A 19,946-nucleotide genomic window follows, 5' to 3' on the forward strand; every position below is an offset into this window, starting at 1 on the left:
TGTTATAACTTATTATGCGGGTTTTCAGGGCTGTTGTCAAGAAATAGGACAAGGGTTTACCTCAACTTGGCTAGAATGCAAAGCAGACAGAATCTCACGGTCACAGCTGGAACAGCCAAAGCTCGGCTTCGAACGAAAAAAAGGACAGCATCAGGTGCTGCCCTTCTCTCATTACGGATTCAATGTATTTTTCGGTGGTGCCGCCAGATCGCGCAGGATCGCGACCTCTACCCGTCTGTTTTTGGCACGTCCATCAGCGGTAGCGTTCGATGCTACAGGATGGTATTCGCCCATGCCTGTCGCGCTGAACTTGGTCGGATCGAGATTTCTGTTTTCCAGCAGTACCTTGAGGAAGTTAACCGAACGCTTCGCACTCAAATCCCAGTTGGACGGGAAATCCGCCCGGTGGATCGGCACGTTGTCGGTATGTCCGGTGACGGTCACCTTTTTCGGATGCGGGACCAGCATGGACGCCATCTCCGCAGCGAGCTTTCTTGCTTCTGGCTTGAGATCGGCTTTACCTGAGTCAAACAACGCATTGTCGAGGATCGTGATGAGCAGGCCCTCTTCGGTCAGCTTGGTCTGCAGCTTGTCCTGCAGCTTGTTTTGCTCGATGTAGCCCTCCAGCTGCGTCTGCAGCTTTTTCAGATCCTCTGTCTCTTTGCGTACCGCTTCCTCCAGCTTCTTCTCTTCCTCGGTCTTTGGTTTTTCCGCTTCCTGTGCCCCTTTATGGATGGTCTGCTGCGCCATGTTCGGGTCCAGTGGCACCGGACTCGGCTGATTCAGCACGCCCACCCCACCGTTCAAGGCAACGTTGAAGGATTTCACCAGCTGGTCAAACTTCTTCGCATCCATCTCACTGGAGGCAAACAATACAATAAACAAGGCAAGCAACAGGGTGAGCAGGTCAGCGTACGGAATCAGCCAAGTCTCGTCCATATGCTCTTCATGCTGAGCATGTCTCTTCGGTCGCTTAGCCATTTACCGCAGCTCCTTCCTCCTTCTTCTCTTCCTTCATCTCGGCACGCTCTCGGTACGGGATGTACACAAGCAGCTTCTGTTCAATCGCAGCCGGGGATACACCAGCCTGAATCGAAAGCAGACCTTCTACCATGATTCTCTTGATTTCAATCTCTTGCTTAGATTTGCGTTTCAGCTTGTTCGAGAAAGGATTCCACAAAACGTAGCCTGTAAAAATACCGAGCAGTGTCGCGACAAACGCAGCGGCAATGGAAATACCCAGCGCATCGATGTCACTCAGGTTGCCAAGCGCCGCGATCAGGCCAACTACCGCCCCCAATACCCCAAGCGTCGGCGCGTAGCTGCCCGCCTGGCTGAAAATCAGTGCCCCCATCTGGTGACGCTCTTCAATTGCATGAATCTCTTCGTTCAACACATCGCGGACGAAATCCGGTTCGCCTCCATCGATAATCATCTTCATGCCGTTTCGCAGGAATGGATCTTCTATTTCATCGGACGTATTTTCAAGGGCCAACAATCCTTCACGGCGAGCGATCGACGCCCAGTTCATAAATTGGCCAATCAGTTCACGTTTGGCAGGGAGTTTTTGCTCTTTAAAAAGTACCTTGAAAAGGACGGGAACCTTTTTGACTTCCGACATGGGAAATGCGTTTAAAATAGCGGCAGCCGTACCCACCATGATGATCATGAATGCTGCTGGGTTTAATAATGAGGCGGGACTGGCGTGCTTCAAGATCATCCCGACAACTACTGCAACGATACCTAGTACTAAACCTAGCAAGGTCGATTTTTCCATCGTGACACTCCCTACTTCCATAATCGAAATCTATCTATATATGGTTTCGGTAATTTGCGGTCAAATTGTGAGGGGAACTTATGAAAAACGGAACTCTTTTTATCCGAACTGCTGAACCATCACGATCATCACCAGCAACCCGATAATAAAGGAGAACGTGGCTGAGCGCGCATGTCCGTCTCCGTGGCTCTCCGGTATGAGCTCCTTGTAGACGATGTACAGCATGGCTCCGGCAGCAAAGGAGAGTCCGTAGGGGACCAGCCCACCCACGATCGAAGTCAGATAATAGCCGATGAGAGCCGAAACGATCTCTACAGCACCGGTCATCGTCGCCAAAAGAAAAGCTTTGAGCCGGCTCACCTGCTGATTAATCAGAAATAGCGCGACCAGAAATCCTTCCGGCGCGTTCTGCAGTCCGATCGCAAAGGCGACCAAACCACCCAGACCGGTTTGCTCACTGGAGTAGCTGACCCCAACAGACAGCCCTTCTGGTATGTTATGTAAAGTAATGGCCGACAAAATCAAGAGCGCCTGAGAGTCCATGGAAATATTTACTCTCGTATGCTCCAGATCTATATGCGGGATGAAGCTCTCCAAAACAGTCAACGTCAGTGTCCCGGTGAGCACCCCCATACAGATGACGATAATCGATCCGTTCTCCATCGCCTGCGGAATCAAGCTGAAGGTCGCGGCCGCCACCATGATGCCAGCCGTAAACGCGAGCAGAATATCACGCCAGCGATGCGTAACCGTTTTGAAAAACAGGATGGGCAGCGCCCCTGCTCCTGTCGCCATTGCCGATAGAAAACTCCCTATCAAAAGTTGCTCCATATGGTACCTCCGCCTCGTATATACCCTTCTTTTGATCATACCACTATATAACCGTTGGAGGATATCTTCCAGCATGCAAAAACGCCACTTCACATGGCGTTTCCTACTCTTATTCTATGTCTCGGATCGATAAGTCTTTCCTTTTTCTTCCCCGAGGCCAAAATAGTGGCGAAAATTATAAATGAGCGGATTCCAAGCCTTGGGATCTACGTAGCGGTCACCGATGGCGATTCGCTCGTCAGCGTGCACCTGCACCACCTCTGTTTCTACAATGGCAAAGCTCTCTGCGTACTCCGGAATCCGAATGCCACGAACCACTGCCTCCAAGTGAAGGGGACATTCCGCAATCCTCTCGGGACACACCGACTTAGATGCTGCTCGGGTGAAGGATCCGGCGGCGAACTTATCTTTTTCATAGCGAAAGCCAATCTCCTCTTTGTACGCAGGTACCGGATTTTTTCCGGTCAACGACGCAAGAGCCTCGACCTGGCGCCACATGGCCGCATCAGGCAAATTGATGACACACGCTGGCCGTTCTTTCAGATTTTCCAAGCCCTGTGACCCCACCCCTAAGCCTAAAATAACGAATGAACCTAGTGCCCAAGAAGAGGAAATAGGGCTGATGTTGGTAGAACCGTCTGCATTCTCCGTCGACAGCAGGACGACGGGTGCTCCGTAGTACAAAATTTTCGGGTGGATGGTAATATGGCTGATCATGTCCGAGGTCTCCTTTGAATGGAATGACAACTGCTCCCTCATTCTATCCCGCCATTGTTTCCATCTCCCTCGAAGTATGCCTGCTTTTTTCAGGGCAAGCATCTCGCTTTCCTCCCCGCCTTGTAAGATAATAGAAACAGGCTAGATGAACGTATAAGTGATCAATGATTTTGGAGGGAGACGTATGGAAAATTACGAGGTCATCATAGTCGGTGCCGGATCCATGGGGATGGCTGCCGGATACTATTTGGCAAAGCAAGGGGTCCGCACCCTTTTGCTAGACACCTACGATCCACCACACACGATGGGAAGCCATCACGGAGATACCCGGATCATCCGCCACGCTTACGGAGAAGGCAAGCAGTACGTCCCACTCGCGCTGCGTGCCCAGCAGCTTTGGCAGGAGTTGGAGGCCGTTTCAGGAACGAAGCTTTTTGAACAAACGGGCGTTCTGAGTGCCGGCCCGCTGGAGGATTCTTTTCTGCAGGAGATTCGCGAAAGCGCCGAGACCTACTCGCTTCCTGTCGAGGTCCTGCGTGCCTCTGAAGTCAATGAACGCTGGCCCGGCATCTCGCTGCCTGATCATTATTATGCGTGCCTGGAAACCTCCTCTGGTGTCCTGTATTCAGAAAAGTGCATCAGCGCGTATCGCGAGCAGGCGATTGCAGCAGGTGCTACCCTCTTGACCCATACACCTGTGACCGCCATTCAACCAGATGGAGATGGCGTCATCGTCCACACAGAAGCACACACCTATCGCGCGGGTAAGCTGCTGCTCAGCGCAGGAGCCTGGAATCCAGCCCTGCTTGCTTCCCTTGACTTGTCTCTGCCTCTATCTCCTACGCGCAAGACGGTCGCCTGGTTCGGATCCGAGGAGGACTTGTACCGTGCTGATAAATTCCCTGCGTTTATTTTTAAGCTGGCCGACGAAACCTCCTACTACGGATTTCCAAGCATTGATCAGGCAGGAGTGAAAATCGGTCGACATGACGGCGGTGTAGAGATCGATCCGGATCGTCTGGAACGCACGTTTGGCGCCCTCTTATCTGATGAAGGCGACGTTCGCTCGTTTCTCGAGACGTACATGCCGCAAGCAGCCGGTGCATTGCGCCAGGGACGTGTCTGCATCTATACGATGACACCGGACGAGCATTTCATCATCGATCGTCATCCCGAGTACTCCCAGATCGTGATCGCTGCCGGCTTTTCCGGTCACGGCTTCAAATTTGCCAGCGCGGTAGGCGAGGCAGCCAGCGAGCTACTTACACAGGGCAAATCTACCTACGATCTGTCCATGTTTTCCCTCCAACGTTTTTAGAGAAGCATATGAAAAAGCCTCGTTGCCATATACGGCGCGAGGCTTTCTTTCGCAGACTACCCCCGCCAGCGCTGAGAACCTACTCGCGCCACGATACGGGTATCGGCCAGTCTGCCGTAGACGCCGGCAGTCCGATCGCTAAATCTCGACAAGTAGGCAAAGCCCGGGCGCGTCGCCTGCTGAACGAGGTAGGCAGACTGATACGATCCTGGCCTTCTCTCTTCATTCAAAAAGTTGATCAGCATTCCGGCCGTCTTGATACCAGCTCCATGCCCGTAATACAGCCCTCTCCCCAAATCCACGACGTTTTCCCCTTGCCACCAGGGCTTAGCCGGGTTGTAGTCCGGATTGGCAAAATAGAGAATATCTCCCGGCAAAAACGTGTGGGTACTGGCTGTCTGCAGATCCAGATCCTGATCATAGCGCCAGTCGTAAAGTAAAATATCGGCAAACATCCGCTCGAAATCAGCTGTTCGGATCGATCGCAATGTCGCATGGTACAAAATGATGACCATCGCGGTCGCACACTCGGTCGCGTACAATCTGCCATTTCGGAAGATGTCAATAATTCCTTGCGAAGGCAGTATTCCCTCGCGCAGCCGGAAGCCGCCCAGCTCTGTCCGGTGCCAATAATCCTCGTTGCAGCGAGAATCCACAAAAGTAGAAAAAGAGATCCCGCTATCATTCAGCGCCCTGGCCGATCTCACCAGATGATCCCGCATTTTCAGTTCAAATTGCAGCAGCTCAGGCGTCGGGTATTCAAACGTTTCCGGACTTGCCGCCATTTTCTCGACTACTTCGGTTTGTACCCCGTTTAATCCCCAGCTTCTCACCAGCTCAGACGGGCTGACCTGTCTTCCCGCAATCAAAATCATGGGTATCCCCCTTCTCACACTCCATCATCCTTATGTCTATGCAAAAGTCTAGGTCCATGTGTGCTAGAGAAAAACCCCGCCTCTTGAGAAGGCAGGGCTTGCGGGGACTATCGTTAGATTTCAGCCTGCGTCATGCCAGACTTTCTTTTCAAGGAAACATTCTTCAAACGGGAGAAGAGATAGCATCCGATGATGACAATCATACTCCCGAGCAGCTGGATTCCTGTCATTCTCTCCCCTAGCAAGAGAAACGCCAAGATCGCGGTAAACACGGGATTGAAGTTCAGGAACATCCCGGCTGCCGTCGCTCCCACCTTTTGCACGCCGACGTTCCACATCACCATGCTTACGACAGTCGCCAGTACTCCTACGTAGAACAGAGACAGCCAGAAGGACCACGTCGTATTTTGAACGGTGAAGGTCGACAGATTAAATGGCAGCATCAGAGCCACGCCGAAAACGCCGGAGTACAGCGTCGACATCAGTGGAGTCACTGTCTTCATCGCCCACCGCGCACAGACGGAGTAAATCCCCCACATCGATACAGCGGCCAGCATCCACAAATCGCCTACATTAAAATGGAGATTGGAAATATGCGCCAAATCCCCTTTGCTCATGACCACCAGTACGCCACCAAAGGAAATGAACATCGCGACAATCTGGAGCGGTTTGATCTTATCCTTTACCAGTAAAAAGGAAAAGATGGCAATCGATACTGGATTTAGCGTAGATAATAGACCGACATTGGTCGCATTCGTTCTCTCCAGCGCCCAAAACATAAACAGGTTGAACAAAGCGACACCCGTTACTCCCATCAAAATCAACGGGAGCACAGCCTGCTTGGTCGGCAAGATCCGCTTTTCGCGAAACCAGACCATCGGGATCAGACAGACGACCGCGATCATCCAGCGTAAATCAGTCAGCGTCAGAGACGAAGCATGACCGACCAAAAACTTCCCTACAACAAAGTTCCCTCCCCAAAGAAAGCTCGTGCACAGCAAGAGGACGGCATAGATCGGTTTCATAAAGCCTCCTTGATGAATAAGTTCATAGCTAGTCTGTCCCCTATCATACACCTTTCGCAGACGTTTGGGCGGGCGTAATCCATTTTTCCATGAAAATCAGTTCATCTCGGTTAAAACCCTGTTTTTCGTAAAAGGCTTGAACGACACCATTTTCCGGTTCGATCAGCAGGTTGATTTTGTCGCAGCCCAATCCCGCAAGCCTCTGCTCCAGCTCCTGCAGCAGCCGCGTACCCAGATCTTGTCCCTGGCAGTCCGGGTCTACAGCCAAATGGTTGATCCACCCTCTGCGTCCATCGTAGCTGCCCATAACAGCCCCGATGATACGACCCTCCTCCGTTTCTGCGATGAGAAACAGCTGTGGGTCACGCTCCAGTTTCTTTTGGATTCCCGCGGGTGTATCGGAGCGTGACAGCTGTATGCCGGCACGACGCCACAGGGTGACGACCTCTTCCCATTGCTCCAGAGAAAACGATCGGATGTTCATGACGACATCATCCTTCCTGAATCGATATTTATGCATGTATTTTTATAATTATACAATTTACTGATTAAAAAAAGGGGCTGTTTTTTGCCCCCTTACATTCCCATCCACGTCAAGATTACCGGAAGCAGAATAAATGCCCATACCACGGTCATGACCGCGCCTGCGATGACGGCGAGCGTCGCGCTGCTGCCTTCCAGATCGCCCTGCTCCAGGGCTTTCGCCATTCCCAGCACATGCGCGCCCATGCCGTACATCAAGCCGATCGAAACCGGATGCCGCAGTCTCAGGTGCTTGATGAGGGTCGGTCCCCAGAATACGCCGGCAAAGCTCGTCAGCATCACGAACAGGGCCGTCAAAGACGGTATTCCCCCGATTGATTCCGACAGCCCCACCGCGATCGGCAAAGTGATCGAGCGCGGGATCACACTGATTGCCGCTTCTTTTCCCAAACCAAGCAGCATCGCGGTCGAAACGCCAGCCATGATCGCGATCAATGCCCCGGTAGCCAAGCTGCTCACGATCATCCGCCAATGGGACATCAGTATGCCCCAGTTGCGATAGAGTGGGATCGCAAAAGCAACTGTGACCACGCCAAGCATTTCACTTAAAAGCTCTGTGCCCTCCTGATATTCCTGAAAAGGGATTCCGCTCACGAGCAGCAAGACCATAATTCCGAAAGGGGCGACGATAGCCGGTGAAAAGAGCAAGATAGGCTTCTTTCGATTCAGCTGTTTGGCTGCCACAAAGAAAAGGATCGTGACGAGAATGCTACAAATTTTCCACAGAGTCACGCCGCTTCACCTCACCCAATTTGAACATCCGCTCAGCAATTACGCCTGTCGAAATCATCACCAGTGCTGACCCACTGACGACGATGATCAAAACGAGCAAGCCTTTCATGCCCAAAAGCCACGGATATTGCATGATCCCGGCGATGGCAGGTACGAAAAACAAAATCATCTGGGAAAACACCAAAGTCGCTCCTGCCTGTACCCAGCTCAACCGAATCCAGCCGAGCTGCAAGCACAGAAACAGCATCCCCATCCCGATCAGACTTCCTGGAATATGTAACGGCAAAACCATCGAAATCCATTTTCCTGCCCAGGCAAACACGTACAGCAGCAAAACCTGCGGCAGTGCTAAGAGCCATGATCTCATCCTGACCACCCCGACTTCTCATGTTGGTAGGTCCATTTTATCTGCTCTCCGCATTATTCGTACAATACATAAACATCATGAACTCTATTCCATTTGGTTATGGAGAAAGATGCTGCTCAGCAAAGGAGATGAACGCTCGTGCGGCGTGGGAAAGGTAGTGGTCCTTTCGAAAAATCAGTGCGTACTGCCAGTCGATCTTCGGGGAGGAGATATTGACCGTCCGCAGCTCACTGTTGTTCAGGCGTCTCACTATCGAACGGGGAACGAGCGATATCCCGAGCTGCGTCGCCACCAGCTCCCCGACGAAATCCCACAGCGAGCTCATGTAAGCGACCTGCGGCTCAAAGCCTGCCCGCAGACATGCCTGCTTGACCACATCGTGAATGGCGTACTCTTCCGTAAACAAGATAAAGGCTTCCTCACGCAGCTCCGCCAGACTGATTGACTCGCGCTCGGAGATCCAATGCTCCCGATGGACGATCGCAACCAAGTCTTCTGCCTGCAAAGGAACCGCGTCGAACTTTTCCGTATCGGCAGGAAGAACGGTCAAACCTACGTCGATGCTTCCCTGCTCTACGTGTACCTCCAGAAGCTTGGCGCTGTATTCCTTCATCTCGATATCGATGCCCGGATACTGCTTTTTAAACAGAGCGATGACATTCGGCAGTAAAAACGATCCTACCGTCGGCATCATGCCCATTTTGACACGTCCGCGCTCCATGTTGCGTATTTCTCCGATGGATAAGGCCAGACTGTCCATCAAGTGGAGCACCTTTGTCGCATGATCGTAGACCAGCTCCCCTGCATCGGTCAGCTCCATTTTTCGCTCGGTCCGATCCAGCAGCACGACACCTAGCTCTTCCTCCAAAGCTTTCATCATTTTGCTGATAGAGGGCTGCGAGACGTGCAGGGTGTTGGCAGCCTTGGTAAAGCTTTTCTGTTTTGCCACTTCCACAAAGTACTGCAGTTGCCTGATGTCCATGAGATGCCCCCGTCGTGTCCTGTGCTGTGCGTGCGAAATTCTTCTTTCTACTAGCTTACCACAGGGCCGCAGCTGCCCGCGTACACCACAAAAAAAAGACCGCCACTGTGGCAGTCTTCTTTTCCCTGAGCCTGATCTTTCCCTATTTTACCGTCACGGAGATACTGACCATCTTTCCGTTGTAGGTCACGATCACATTTGTGCGGCCTGCTTTGACAGCGGTAATCTTGCCGCCTTCCACCGTTGCCACTTTTTGATTCACCGAAGTCCAGTCCGCCTCGAGCGTCACATCTGCTTTCGTCTTATCTGTGTAGCGCGCGGACGCTTTCAATTCCTTCGTCTCGCCCTCTTTTAGCGTCACTTGCTTCGTGTCCGCCTCCAGCTTGGACAGCACAGCAGACTCTACTGAAATCGTGACGGTTTTGCCTCCGTACTTGGCGGTCAGCTTTGCCTTTCCTGCTCCTACACCCGTTACTACGCCACCTTCTACCGTAGCCACTTCCGGATTGCTCGTCGTCCACTCAGCTTTTTCCGTTACGTCTACCTTGTCACCGTTTGACAAGCTCGCCGTCAGCTTGAGGGAATCCGTTTTCCCCGGGTGCACGTACGCGATCTTCTTGTCCAGCGCCAGCTTGGAAATGATATCGACTTCCACGGGCAGCGTCACGGTTTTGCCTCCGTACGTTACCGAAATCTTTGTTTTGCCTGGTCCTACCGCTGTTACAAGCCCCTTGTCCACGGTGACAACCTCACTGTCGGCACTTGTCCATTTCGCCTCTTCTGTGACGTTTGCTGTCTTTTTGTCCGTGTATGTAGCTGTTGCTGCGATTTGCTTGGTCTCATCATTGCGCAGGACGAGCTTTTTCTGATCCACTGCCAGCTTGGAGATGATGTCGACCTCCACGGGCAGCGTCACGGTTTTGCCTCCGTATTTTACCGACACCTTCGTTTTGCCTGAGCCTACTGCAGTCACAAGTCCATTCTCGACTGTAACCACTTCACTGTCCCCACTGAACCATTCTGCTCCTTCCGTGACATTTGCCGTAGACTTGTCCGAGTAGGTAGCGGTAGCAGTGATTTGCTGGGTCGCTCCCTCGCGCAGCGTGAGCTTTTTCTGGTCCACGGCCAGCTTGGAGATGACGTCGACTTCCACGGACAGCGTTACGTTTTTCCCGCCGTAGCTCGCCTTGACTTTGGTCTTTCCGGAATCTACCGCTGTTACCAGCCCCGCTTCCACTGTGGCAACTTCGCTGTCGGATGAGGTCCAGTCGGCTTTTTGTGTGACGTCCTCTTTCGTTTTATCCGTGTAGGTAACCGTCAGAGCAAGCTGCTGGGTCCCATCCTTTTTCAGCTTCACCGATGTGGCACTGGCACTGAGCTTGGATATTTTCTTTTGTGCTTGATCCGTTGTTTCCGTTTTCGCATACACAGGTACTTGACCCGCACCTGCCAGTACGACTCCGCATGTCAAAACGGCCGCTAGCATGGCTTTCTGCCAGCCGCGAACGAGCTTGCGGTCTCTCTTCATGTTGATCTCTCCTCCACACGCCATTTTCCACTTTTTTCTATATCGGCATTTGAAGAGTGGGTGTGAATAGGAACTTTGCTCTATTATCTTCCACCGCTCACATTGAAAATCTCACCCGTAATGTAGTTCGCAGCATCCGACGCCAGAAAAGCAATCATTTCTGCAACGTCTTGCGGCGTCCCTGCTCGTTTCAAGGGAACTGTCGGCAAAAACTGCTGCAGCCTCTCCCCTGATGAAAATTTCTCATGCCACGCCGTGTCGATCACGCCAGGCGCAACCGCATTGACGAGAATTCCCTGATCGGCAAATTCTCTCGCCATCCCGATCGTCAGCGTGTTGACTGCTCCTTTGGCAGAAGCGTAGTGAACACTTTCCCCAGCCCCTCCAAAGCGAGCCGCCCCTGAGGAAATATTGATAATTTTCCCTTCCCCTCGGGGCAGCATGTCGCGCAGTACGGCCTGCGAGCAAAAAAGCACGCTTTTGACATTGACCGCGTAAGTCTTGTCCCACAGCTCCTCCTGAAGCTCCATGAACCTGCTCGGTTGTATGCCTGCGCCTGCATTGTTCACCAGGACATGGATCGCCCTGAACCGCTCCAAAACCTCAGAGGCCATCCGGTTCACTTGGTCTCTATCCGACACATCGGCAGAAAAGAGAGCACAGTCACCACCCTCTGCCCGGATCTGCGCCGCTGCTGCTTCCGCTCCTTGCCGATTGGAATGGTAATGGATCGCCACTTGTGCCCCGCGAGACCCCAACAGCTTTGCAGCAGCACACCCAATGCCCGAGCTCGCACCCGTTATAAGGACAACCTTCCCTTGCAGATCATGCATGTCTCATCCGCTCCCCTACTTTTGCTCGTGAAATTCTGCATTCGCAAGCTCATAGATCGCTCTCGCATACATCGCAGCAGACAGCAGCAGGTCATCCACCTCGATGTACTCATCTGCCTGATGAGCGAGAGACGTTTTGCCGGGGAAGAGCGGACCAAAGGCAACGCCATTGCCAATGTGGTACGCATACGTGCCTCCACCGGTTGACAGGAGTACTGGCGCAAGCCCTGTCATCTCCTGGTACACGCGCTGCAAAATACCGATCATCGGATGGTCCTTTGCGACATGATGACCTTTTTTCAAGAGCGGTGGCTCAATGACAAAGCCGTATTTCCCGACTCTTTCGGCGATGGCCTCCAAAATCCGGCTCGCCTCATCCGTCACCGGGTAGCGCAAATTGATGTGAAAAAACGATTCGCCAGCAGGCTCAAACTGCAAGATCCCACTATTGATTGTTAGTGCCCCAGATATCTCGTCCGCAAAGGCAATCCCCAATGCTTCTCCGGCGTAGTCCTCAAACAGGTACTGATCCACGCAACGAAGGAATCGCTCAGCCTCCTCCTGAAAGGAATGCGCAACGAGAAAATGCACCAGCTCCAAAGCCGCATTGATCCCAAGCTCGGGCTCCATACCGTGCGCCGCTTTTCCTTCCATCGAAAGGACAAGCTGCTCTGCCACGATCCGTGCTGCCCCCTTGCGCCCACGAGACTCGCAGTAGAGACTGTAAGCTGCGGCCATCTCGCTTAGCCGCTCTGTCTCTACTGCCGTAAGCACTGCCCGAGCTGACTCTGGAACCATGTTGGCTGTGCCGCCACCGAAAAAGGAAAGCAGACGCCACGAAGCTGCAGTTCCCTGTGCAGCGACAGTCCTCACCGCCACAGACGGGTCAGACGTCCTTTTCCCCAGCACGATCCGTGTATTGATCTGCCCTTTTTCCGCATGAACGATGGGAAAGTCCGCATCTGGCGTAAAACCTGCGAGCGGCAGCTTTTCCGTCTCGCGGTATCGCGCCATACAGCGGCTCCCGCTCTCCTCATCCGTGCCGAAAATGAAGCGGACGTTATGCTGGAGGGAAAGCCCCAGCTCCTTGATCATTTTCATGCCGTAGTAGGCAGCGAGGGTCGGTCCTTTGTCATCCATGGCTCCACGGGCAAAAAGCTTGCCCTCTCGCATCGTCGGCTCGTAAGGCGGTGAAGTCCAATCTCCCGTCGCGGCTACGACATCCAGATGCCCCAGCACCGCTACGTAATCATCACTCTCGGAGTCCCCGAGCTCGGCATAGCCGACGTAGCCCTCCAGATTGGCCTTTCGAAAACCATCTCGCTCAGCCAGCTCCAGCATGTAGTCCAGTGCGCGCCCGATTTCCTTTCCCATCGGTGCACCAGGCTCACTCGTCTGTCCATCCTTTACGCTAGGGATTCGCAAAAGTCCGTATAGATCCTGAAACAAGCTTTCTTTTCTCTTGCTCACTTCATCCTGCCAGTTGATCATAGGTCCCCTCCTCTTCTATGCAAAAAACCATCCGATCGGCTCGGATGGTGAAACGGCGGTTTTTACTTGCTTTGTTTCAAATCGTAAGGCGTTTCCTGGTAGACGTAGTAGTTCAGCCAGTTGGAGAACAAGAGGTTGGCATGCGCGCGCCAAGTGACGATCGGCTGACGGTCCGGGTCGTCTTTTGGGTAGTAGTTTCGTGGTACCGCTATGTCCAGACCTTTGTTAATGTCACGCCTGTACTCGTCCTGCAACGACGTCGGATCGTACTCCGAGTGCCCTGTTACGAAAATTTGCCGCCCGTCTTTGGTAGCGACGAGATAGACACCCGACTCCTCCGATTCCGACAGGATTTCCAGCTCTGGCACCTTTTCGATGTCTTCCCGACGGTTTTCCGTATGACGGGAGTGCGGGATATAGAAATAGTTGTCAAATCCGCGCAGCAGTTTCACGTTTTGCTTGTTCAGCGTATGCGGGAAAATTCCGAACATCTTCTCTGGCAAAGGATGCTTAGGAACGCCGAAGTGATGGTAAAGTCCCGCTTGCGCTCCCCAGCAAATGTGGAGCGTCGAAGTAACGTTTTCCATCTTCCAGTCAAGGATCTCCTTCAATTCATCCCAGTACGTCACCTGTTCGAATTCGAGCTGTTCAATTGGGGCTCCCGTGATGATCATTCCGTCAAAACGCTGATCCTTAATTTCTTCAAACGTTTTATAAAACATCGACAAGTGCTCTTCCGATGTATTTTTCGACGTATGGCTGGACATGTGCAGCAACACGATCTCCACCTGCAGCGGTGTATTCCCCAGAAGGCGGAGCAGCTGAGTTTCCGTCGTTTCCTTGACAGGCATCAGGTTTAAAATGACGATGCGCAGCGGCCGGATATCCTGCGTGAAGGCTCTGCTCTCCTTCATCACGAAAATATTCTCTTTCGCCAGTATTTCGGTTGCTGGCAATTCGTCAGGCAATTTAATTGGCATGTATAATCCCCCTTCCCATCCTTTGCAAAAAAGCAGGCAAAAAAAATAATCCGACTAATTTGAAAAAGCTACATTCCTATCTGCTAGGATAATAGCTGGAAAGTAAAAAAGCAACGTCCTTCGGAACGTTGCTTCACGCGTTACTTCGACATATATTCTTTCATTAACCGATTTTTCGTCTCCCATACCTCATCACTCATATACAAGCGATAGTGCTCCGGATTGAGCATCCGCAAATACTCGGGCCAGAACAGGTCCAGCTGCTGGCGATGATAGAGGCGGATCTCCTCGAGGGACGGCAGGTTATATACGAGCTCGCCCTCGAGGAAGACCGGTACCAGAAGGGCTTCGGATTTGTACTTTTTCAGCTGCTTGTTCAAGTACGGATGGCTCGGATTAAACAGATGCAGGGATTCCCCTTTCGGCACCAGCTCCTCATGCGGGAAGCACAGGTAGTCCGCGATGGCTTTGTTCGTCTCCGGATCAATCAAGCGGTACATATCCTTGATACCCGGATTCGTCACTTTCTCCGGGTTGCCCGAAATCTTGATTGTCGGCAAATATTCTCCGTCGGCCCCTTCGCGCGCAACCAGCTTGTAAACGCCGCCCAATGTCGGCTGATCCGCTGCTGTAATCAGCTGTGTTCCGACTCCCCAGCTGTCCACACGGGCACCTTGTACTTTCAGATTCATGATGGTGTGCTCATCAAGATCATTGGAAGCAACGATCTTCACGTAAGGCAGCCCTGCTTTGTCCAGCATCTCTCTCGTTTTGATAGAAAGGTAGGCAAGATCTCCGCTGTCCAGTCGCACGGCGGACAGCTGCTTGCCTTCTGCCTCCAGCCGCTTGCCCAGCTCAATGGCGTGCGGCACGCCGCTGTTCAACGTGTCGTACGTATCCACGAGCAGCGTCACTTGACCGGGCAGTGCCTGTGCAAAGCGGTCAAAGGCTTCTTCCTCACTGTCAAAGCTCTGTACCCAAGAGTGGGCATGCGTGCCCTTTGTCGGGATGTCAAACATTTTACCCGCCAGCATGTTGGAGGTAGCATCAAAGCCTGCCAAATACGCCGCTCGCGTCCCCCACAGCGCAGCATCCGCTTCCTGTGCCCGCCGCGTACCGAATTCCATCAGGATGTCGGAGCCCGCCACGTTTTTGATGCGGGATGCCTTCGTTGCGATCAACGTCTGGTAGTTCATGTAGTTCAAAAGCGCTGTCTCTACCAGCTGAGCTTCCATCATGCGGCCCTCGACGCGGATCAGCGGCTCGTTCGGAAATACCAGTGTCCCTTCCTTTACGGAGTACAAAGAGCCTGTAAAGCGCAGTTGCTTCAGCTCCTCGAGGAACCCGGGATCGTAATTTTCCTCCTGCTCACTCAAATAGGCCAGATCACTTTCTTCAAAACGGAGATTTTGTATGTAAGCGACAATTCTTGCAAGTCCAGCCGATACCGCGTAGCCGTTGCCGAAGGGCAGCTTGCGGAAATAGGCTTCAAACACCACTTTTTTGTTATGCGTCCCATTGATCCAGTGGGCGTACATCATATTAATCTGATATTTATCTGTGTGCAGTACCACACCTGTAGATTGCATGAACATAAGCCTCCTGTATCTTCCTTTCCCCCCATCATACCAGAGTTGCCACTGGATGTCCCGCCGGGCAGTGGTAGGAAGTGGGGATTTGTTATAGTATGAGGAGAGTGCACATGTAGGGAGTGAAAAAAATGTCGGATAGAAAAATCGTTTACGTAAGCAAAGGCTTGCCGAAGAACATGACATATAATGGACAAGAATATCTTTCTGGCATTTGGAAGGAACAAACCGATGAGCTTCATGTCGCCACCCAACAAATCGCCGAGGACGATGTCGCGAACCCTGCATACCACGGCGGTCCAGATCGCGTCGTCTGTCTCTACCCTTTTGAACATTATGCCCATTGGGAGAAGGAATTCGACCAGCCCTTGGAAAAGGCGGCATTCGGGGAAAATGTAACCGCGGTAAACATGCGTGAGGATCAGGTGTGCATCGGGGATGTCTATCAATTTGGAGACGCCATCCTGCAAGTTTCGCAAGGCCGTTATCCTTGTGCTACGATTAATAAACGAAATCACAATAACCAACTGCTGAAGCAAATCATTGCAGCCGGGTATACCGGGTACTTTTTCCGTGTCCTGCAAGAAGGGACGATCAAGTCAGACTCACCGATCATCCAGCTGTCTGCCCATCCCGCCCAGGTGACGGTCGCTTCGATCCACCATCTGTATTTTCACGAGAAATCGCCAGATCCCAAGGTGCTCGCACGAATGCTCGAGCTGGAAGAACTCGCGACACCTTGGCGCAAAAAACTGATCGAGAAGCAGCAGAAGCTATGAAAGGAACGTTCCATGCGAATCAATAAATACATAAGCGAAACCGGTTTTTGTTCACGCCGGGAGTCAGACAAACTGATAGAAGCAGGACGCGTGACGATCAATGGACGACTGGCAGAGCTGGGCAGTACCGTTTCGCCCGGTGACGACGTTCGCATCGATGGCAATCCGCTAGGCGCCAAGAAAAAGTCCGTCTACATCGCCCTCAACAAGCCCGTCGGCATTACCTGTACGACCGAATTGCATATCAAAGGAAATATCATTGATTTCGTCAATCATCCAGAGCGCATCTTCCCTATCGGTCGATTGGACAAAGACTCCCAAGGCCTGATTCTGCTCACGAATGACGGCGATATCGTCAATAAAATCCTGCGCGCGGAAAACAACCATGAGAAAGAGTACATCGTCACAGTCGACAAGCCGATCACCCCGCTATTCATTCAAGGGATGTCCGGCGGTGTGCGCATCCTCGGCACCGTCACCAAGCCGTGCAAGGTCACCAAAATCAGCGATCGCGTCTTCAAAATCGTTCTCACCCAAGGACTGAACCGGCAAATCAGACGGATGTGCCAGGCATTCGGCTATCAGGTGCGGCAGCTGAAACGGGTGCGGATCATGAACATTGATCTGGGCGAACTCAGGGTCGGGCAGTGGCGTGATTTGACCGAGAAAGAGTTGGCGGAGCTGAACAAGAGTTTGTAAACGAAACAGGATTGGGCTGCTTGCAGTCGCTCAGTCCTGTTTTTCGCGTCTTCATGCGCGCCTGAAACCCTAATGCTGTGCCAACTTTTAGCAGCCGAAACGGATTAGGTATAGATCAATTATCTGCAGACTATTCGAATGAAAAAGGCAGCGGCAGCCACGAACCTAAAAGAATGCTCCTGAACGCCACTGCCTTTATTCAACTGCCGGTCCGTTTCTATAAAAATAGACTTGTCCTGCGGTTTCCGAAACAACCTGGTTTTTAAAGTAAATTCCCGAATCGTCATCCATCCCGTAACCAATGTAAGCATTGGTTAGAGTCAGCGCTTTTTTCAAGTTGGTCTCTTCTTTCCACTTCGAAAAATGAACACTTACCACGCAATGATCGATCAATCCCAGACCTGGCAAGAAAAGATGCTCATTTTTCCTGTTGTCAATTGGTGGGATCACGCAAATATTCGGACTGATCAAGGCGCCTGCTGAAAATCCCGCAACAGGAGTGCCCTCTGCGTACATTCTCTTTACTATTTTCCCGATCTCGGTATCAACCACATACTCTCTGTAACGTTCTGTATCGCCACCACAAATAATCACTCCTGTAGCCAAAGAAAGTTGCTCGATAAAATGGGGTGATGGTGCTGGAGTCAATGGTAAGTATTCAAAATGGGCAATGCCATTCTGTTCTAATACGTCGGTATACCTGGGCATGTATTCTTTCCATCCATCGCGTTCCATAAACAATACAGCCACCTGAGTGCCATTTAAACCGTTCGAAGACAGATGCGCGAATGTTTTGCCTAATACATCATTGAATGGCGGCCCTCCACCGAATAAAAACAAATGAGTGTCTGCCATAAATAACCTCCTACCCCTCTCCAAAATCACGCTTTGGCGAGTTCATTTTTTCCTGTATTCCTTATTGAACGATTCTATCTGTCAGCTTCATCTCTAACAGTCAGTCTATCTCTATCCTTTTCTGGTCTGCAACCTTCCTTTCAATGGGTAGCCCGAGAAGTGGAGGAAGAGACGAATCAGCTGATCGTCCATCCCGAGCTATTCGGCATTTATTCGAGGTCACAGCCACTGTCCTAAGAACGACGCGACATTTTACACACCAAAAAGGCCCCGGACGAACCATTGTGTTCATCCGGGGCCTTTCATCAAGTTATTCCGATTCTAGACTTCCGACAGCCAGCTCCAGCGATGTTTCCCCTTGAGCTGGCTGCGTTCTTCTCCTCATCATTTCTTCACTCGCCAATCACTGCTTTTCCCAACCTGCCTCGTCCGGAAATACCGAATCAAAGGTCACAATCGTATACTGCTCTGCGATCAGCTCTGCTACGTCTGCCTTCCATTTGTGAAAATGATCAGTGGTGCGATGCTTCGCTTGGTCTTCCTTCGTGCGATACACCTCGGTCAGCAAAAAGCGGGCCGGAGCATCCTGCTGCTGCAGCACGTCAAAACGTATGACACCTTCTTCCCGCAAGCTGTTTTGCGCGTTTTGCATGGTCGCTTCCTTGAAAGCGTCGATGGCCTGTTCTTTTACATGAATGGAAACGTGAACGATATACATTTCTCTCACTCCTACCTTTCGTATCTAGCAAAACTTGTCCAGCACGGGCAGCAGATACTCCATTAGCAGATCCGGATTTTCGCTCATAGGGAAATGGCCCATCGCTTTCATGACGTGAAATTCTGCTCCGGGAATCAGCGCGGCCGTCCTGCGTGACATTTCCGGCGAGCAGGAGTAATCGTACTCGCCGGTAAACAAGAACACCGGACATTGGCTCGTGTCGATTTTCCCTACCCGATCTGTGGCATTCCAGTCTTCGCTGTAGAAGGAAATATCGCCGTAGTACACACCGGGCGCTCCTTGGCTGTAAATCCACCAAACATCTCTGCGCAGATGCTCCGGGCTTTGCGGCGCCATGAGTCCATATACATTCGTCGCGCACATTTCCCCGCCATTGATCTGCGGATGGAACAAATAGTCGTTCAAACGACCACCCGTAGCGGCAGCCGCTTCCAGCGCAATCACTCCCCGAAACTTTTCGGGGAAGCGGTACGCCAGCTCAAGCGTGATATTGCCTCCCATGGAGCATCCGAGCATGAGTGGCTCCTCGATGTCTGCCGCTTGCAGGAAAGCCATGATGAACGCCACGTACAGGTCCGTAGTCAACCGGTACGGCTCCAGCCACCATTCCTTCGGCGGCATCGAGCGCCCGTGAAACGGCAGGTCAAAGGCGATCACCTGAAAGCGGGACAACAGTTCCCGATTTCGCAGCAGCTCCTGATACTGGCGGGAGTCTGCCCCCGCCGTGTGTAGGCAGACGAGTGGGACTCCCTGACCGGCGCTTTCGTAATAGATACGGTAATGCTTGCCCTGCACGGTCATTTCTACATATCTTCCTGTCACCGGGTCCTTCATCTCGTTTCCCCTCCAACCTCGCGTACGAGCGACATCATTCTCGTCAGCGAGCGGATATGCTGCATCGCTTTCAAACGGTTTCCTGTCAATCGGCATTCCGGCAATCGGGTGACCATCCCGAGCAGGTCATAGTACATCGGGGGAGGAAGCGGCTGCGCAAACTTGTTCCAGGCCTCCTCCGTTCCCTCGATGGCAAAATCCCAGCTGTCGTTCCAGGTAGGCGCCACGACCGAAATCACCTTTCCGCCCACGACGTGAAACAAGTAAACCGCTTCTCCGATCCGCCAGACAAAATCGCAGGTCATCCATCTCGCAATCCAGGACAGCTCCCGGTCTTCGTTGACAACCTGGCGGAATTGCTCCATCCACTCGGGCGAGAACATGTGCAGGCTGTTTGCCATCTTCTTGCCACCTCCGTTCCTTCCTGTGAAAATCCGAAAGCCAGCCACCCG

At 52.2% G+C, this 19,946-nt stretch carries 22 protein-coding genes; 3 read left to right on the plus strand and 19 right to left on the minus strand.

What is annotated here, in order from left to right:
* Positions 1-171: 171 nt before the first annotated feature.
* The 4 genes from motB to EDM59_RS18845 form a co-directional block, all read right to left on the minus strand.
* Positions 172-981 (minus strand): flagellar motor protein MotB, encoded by an 810-nt coding sequence (gene motB, locus EDM59_RS18830; protein WP_122925031.1) that lies wholly within the window; start codon positions 979-981, stop codon positions 172-174.
* Positions 974-1,777: a flagellar motor stator protein MotA gene (gene motA / locus EDM59_RS18835; protein ID WP_092267140.1), complete on the minus strand. Its 804-nt coding sequence runs from the start codon at positions 1,775-1,777 to the stop codon at positions 974-976. Before motA ends, motB begins: the two co-directional genes overlap by 8 nt.
* A gap of 99 nt (positions 1,778-1,876) precedes the next feature.
* Positions 1,877-2,608, minus strand: coding sequence for a ZIP family metal transporter (locus tag EDM59_RS18840; RefSeq protein ID WP_122925032.1), 732 nt, complete (start codon positions 2,606-2,608; stop codon positions 1,877-1,879).
* Between the two features lie 114 nt (positions 2,609-2,722).
* Positions 2,723-3,325: a flavin reductase family protein gene (locus EDM59_RS18845; protein WP_122925033.1), complete on the minus strand. Its 603-nt coding sequence runs from the start codon at positions 3,323-3,325 to the stop codon at positions 2,723-2,725.
* Positions 3,326-3,509: 184 nt separating this feature from the next.
* Here EDM59_RS18845 and solA point away from each other — a divergent pair, with 184 nt between their 5' ends.
* Positions 3,510-4,643, plus strand: coding sequence for an N-methyl-L-tryptophan oxidase (solA, locus tag EDM59_RS18850; protein WP_122925034.1), 1,134 nt, complete (start codon positions 3,510-3,512; stop codon positions 4,641-4,643).
* A gap of 56 nt (positions 4,644-4,699) precedes the next feature.
* Here solA and EDM59_RS18855 read toward each other — a convergent pair whose 3' ends face one another.
* The 11 genes from EDM59_RS18855 to EDM59_RS18905 all read right to left on the minus strand — a co-directional run bounded on the left by EDM59_RS18855 (position 4,700) and on the right by EDM59_RS18905 (position 15,588).
* Positions 4,700-5,518, minus strand: a complete 819-nt coding sequence (locus tag EDM59_RS18855) for a protein-glutamine gamma-glutamyltransferase (protein WP_092267144.1) — start codon at positions 5,516-5,518, stop codon at positions 4,700-4,702.
* Positions 5,519-5,631: 113 nt separating this feature from the next.
* A complete protein-coding gene (locus EDM59_RS18860; RefSeq protein WP_122925035.1) occupies positions 5,632-6,543 on the minus strand; it encodes a DMT family transporter in 912 nt (303 codons plus the stop codon).
* 43 nt (positions 6,544-6,586) lie between these two features.
* Entirely contained in the window at positions 6,587-7,027 is a 441-nt protein-coding gene (locus EDM59_RS18865) for a GNAT family acetyltransferase (RefSeq protein WP_122925036.1), read from the minus strand.
* A gap of 92 nt (positions 7,028-7,119) precedes the next feature.
* A complete protein-coding gene (locus EDM59_RS18870; RefSeq protein ID WP_122925037.1) occupies positions 7,120-7,818 on the minus strand; it encodes an LrgB family protein in 699 nt (232 codons plus the stop codon).
* Entirely contained in the window at positions 7,796-8,185 is a 390-nt protein-coding gene (locus EDM59_RS18875; protein ID WP_122925038.1) for a CidA/LrgA family protein, read from the minus strand. Before EDM59_RS18875 ends, EDM59_RS18870 begins: the two co-directional genes overlap by 23 nt.
* 97 nt (positions 8,186-8,282) lie before the next feature.
* Entirely contained in the window at positions 8,283-9,167 is an 885-nt protein-coding gene (locus tag EDM59_RS18880; protein WP_122925039.1) for a LysR family transcriptional regulator, read from the minus strand.
* Between the two features lie 142 nt (positions 9,168-9,309).
* The gene (locus EDM59_RS18885; protein ID WP_122925040.1) at positions 9,310-10,695 is read right to left on the minus strand and encodes an Ig-like domain-containing protein; all 1,386 of its coding nucleotides are present in this window, start codon (positions 10,693-10,695) and stop codon (positions 9,310-9,312) included.
* Positions 10,696-10,778: 83 nt separating this feature from the next.
* Positions 10,779-11,528 (minus strand): SDR family NAD(P)-dependent oxidoreductase, encoded by a 750-nt coding sequence (locus tag EDM59_RS18890; RefSeq protein ID WP_122925041.1) that lies wholly within the window; start codon positions 11,526-11,528, stop codon positions 10,779-10,781.
* A 15-nt stretch (positions 11,529-11,543) separates the two neighbouring features.
* Complete coding sequence (gene pepV, locus EDM59_RS18895) at positions 11,544-13,019, minus strand: dipeptidase PepV (RefSeq protein WP_246011119.1); 1,476 nt, start codon at positions 13,017-13,019, stop codon at positions 11,544-11,546.
* Between the two features lie 62 nt (positions 13,020-13,081).
* Positions 13,082-13,999 (minus strand): homoserine O-acetyltransferase MetA, encoded by a 918-nt coding sequence (gene metA / locus EDM59_RS18900; RefSeq protein WP_122925042.1) that lies wholly within the window; start codon positions 13,997-13,999, stop codon positions 13,082-13,084.
* 140 nt (positions 14,000-14,139) lie between these two features.
* Positions 14,140-15,588 carry a nicotinate phosphoribosyltransferase gene (locus EDM59_RS18905; protein ID WP_122925043.1) on the minus strand — a complete coding sequence of 483 codons (1,449 nt, stop codon included), beginning with the start codon at positions 15,586-15,588 and terminating at the stop codon, positions 14,140-14,142.
* A 131-nt stretch (positions 15,589-15,719) separates the two neighbouring features.
* Between EDM59_RS18905 and EDM59_RS18910 the strand changes: the two genes are divergently transcribed.
* Positions 15,720-16,367 (plus strand): MOSC domain-containing protein, encoded by a 648-nt coding sequence (locus EDM59_RS18910; RefSeq protein WP_122925044.1) that lies wholly within the window; start codon positions 15,720-15,722, stop codon positions 16,365-16,367.
* Between the two features lie 12 nt (positions 16,368-16,379).
* Complete coding sequence (gene rluF / locus EDM59_RS18915) at positions 16,380-17,066, plus strand: 23S rRNA pseudouridine(2604) synthase RluF (RefSeq protein WP_122925045.1); 687 nt, start codon at positions 16,380-16,382, stop codon at positions 17,064-17,066.
* Positions 17,067-17,261: 195 nt separating this feature from the next.
* Here rluF and EDM59_RS18920 read toward each other — a convergent pair whose 3' ends face one another.
* The 4 genes from EDM59_RS18920 to EDM59_RS18935 all read right to left on the minus strand — a co-directional run bounded on the left by EDM59_RS18920 (position 17,262) and on the right by EDM59_RS18935 (position 19,895).
* A complete protein-coding gene (locus EDM59_RS18920) occupies positions 17,262-17,921 on the minus strand; it encodes a Type 1 glutamine amidotransferase-like domain-containing protein (RefSeq protein ID WP_092267162.1) in 660 nt (219 codons plus the stop codon).
* A 403-nt stretch (positions 17,922-18,324) separates the two neighbouring features.
* On the minus strand, positions 18,325-18,639 hold the full coding sequence (locus EDM59_RS18925; protein WP_122925046.1) for a putative quinol monooxygenase: 315 nt from the start codon (positions 18,637-18,639) through the stop codon (positions 18,325-18,327).
* Between the two features lie 24 nt (positions 18,640-18,663).
* The gene (locus tag EDM59_RS18930; protein ID WP_122925047.1) at positions 18,664-19,494 is read right to left on the minus strand and encodes an alpha/beta fold hydrolase; all 831 of its coding nucleotides are present in this window, start codon (positions 19,492-19,494) and stop codon (positions 18,664-18,666) included.
* On the minus strand, positions 19,491-19,895 hold the full coding sequence (locus EDM59_RS18935) for a hypothetical protein (protein WP_122925048.1): 405 nt from the start codon (positions 19,893-19,895) through the stop codon (positions 19,491-19,493). Before EDM59_RS18935 ends, EDM59_RS18930 begins: the two co-directional genes overlap by 4 nt.
* Positions 19,896-19,946: the final 51 nt, after the last annotated feature.

This window comes from Brevibacillus nitrificans (assembly GCF_003710965.1).
GTDB lineage: Bacteria > Bacillota > Bacilli > Brevibacillales > Brevibacillaceae > Brevibacillus > Brevibacillus centrosporus.

Excerpts from the sequence above, each read along its gene's own strand:
- motB (WP_122925031.1), bottom strand. The coding sequence starts at position 981 with ATGGCTAAGCGACCGAAGAGACATGCTCAGCATGAAGAGCATATGGAC.
- motA (WP_092267140.1), bottom strand. The coding sequence starts at position 1,777 with ATGGAAAAATCGACCTTGCTAGGTTTAGTACTAGGTATCGTTGCAGTA.
- EDM59_RS18840 (WP_122925032.1), bottom strand. The coding sequence starts at position 2,608 with ATGGAGCAACTTTTGATAGGGAGTTTTCTATCGGCAATGGCGACAGGA.
- EDM59_RS18845 (WP_122925033.1), bottom strand. The coding sequence starts at position 3,325 with ATGATCAGCCATATTACCATCCACCCGAAAATTTTGTACTACGGAGCA.
- solA (WP_122925034.1), top strand. The coding sequence starts at position 3,510 with ATGGAAAATTACGAGGTCATCATAGTCGGTGCCGGATCCATGGGGATG.
- EDM59_RS18855 (WP_092267144.1), bottom strand. The coding sequence starts at position 5,518 with ATGATTTTGATTGCGGGAAGACAGGTCAGCCCGTCTGAGCTGGTGAGA.
- EDM59_RS18860 (WP_122925035.1), bottom strand. The coding sequence starts at position 6,543 with ATGAAACCGATCTATGCCGTCCTCTTGCTGTGCACGAGCTTTCTTTGG.
- EDM59_RS18865 (WP_122925036.1), bottom strand. The coding sequence starts at position 7,027 with ATGAACATCCGATCGTTTTCTCTGGAGCAATGGGAAGAGGTCGTCACC.
- EDM59_RS18875 (WP_122925038.1), bottom strand. The coding sequence starts at position 8,185 with ATGAGATCATGGCTCTTAGCACTGCCGCAGGTTTTGCTGCTGTACGTG.
- EDM59_RS18880 (WP_122925039.1), bottom strand. The coding sequence starts at position 9,167 with ATGGACATCAGGCAACTGCAGTACTTTGTGGAAGTGGCAAAACAGAAA.
- EDM59_RS18885 (WP_122925040.1), bottom strand. The coding sequence starts at position 10,695 with ATGAAGAGAGACCGCAAGCTCGTTCGCGGCTGGCAGAAAGCCATGCTA.
- EDM59_RS18890 (WP_122925041.1), bottom strand. The coding sequence starts at position 11,528 with ATGCATGATCTGCAAGGGAAGGTTGTCCTTATAACGGGTGCGAGCTCG.
- pepV (WP_246011119.1), bottom strand. The coding sequence starts at position 13,019 with ATGATCAACTGGCAGGATGAAGTGAGCAAGAGAAAAGAAAGCTTGTTT.
- metA (WP_122925042.1), bottom strand. The coding sequence starts at position 13,999 with ATGCCAATTAAATTGCCTGACGAATTGCCAGCAACCGAAATACTGGCG.
- EDM59_RS18905 (WP_122925043.1), bottom strand. The coding sequence starts at position 15,588 with ATGCAATCTACAGGTGTGGTACTGCACACAGATAAATATCAGATTAAT.
- EDM59_RS18910 (WP_122925044.1), top strand. The coding sequence starts at position 15,720 with ATGTCGGATAGAAAAATCGTTTACGTAAGCAAAGGCTTGCCGAAGAAC.
- rluF (WP_122925045.1), top strand. The coding sequence starts at position 16,380 with ATGCGAATCAATAAATACATAAGCGAAACCGGTTTTTGTTCACGCCGG.
- EDM59_RS18920 (WP_092267162.1), bottom strand. The coding sequence starts at position 17,921 with ATGGCAGACACTCATTTGTTTTTATTCGGTGGAGGGCCGCCATTCAAT.
- EDM59_RS18925 (WP_122925046.1), bottom strand. The coding sequence starts at position 18,639 with ATGTATATCGTTCACGTTTCCATTCATGTAAAAGAACAGGCCATCGAC.
- EDM59_RS18930 (WP_122925047.1), bottom strand. The coding sequence starts at position 19,494 with ATGAAGGACCCGGTGACAGGAAGATATGTAGAAATGACCGTGCAGGGC.
- EDM59_RS18935 (WP_122925048.1), bottom strand. The coding sequence starts at position 19,895 with ATGGCAAACAGCCTGCACATGTTCTCGCCCGAGTGGATGGAGCAATTC.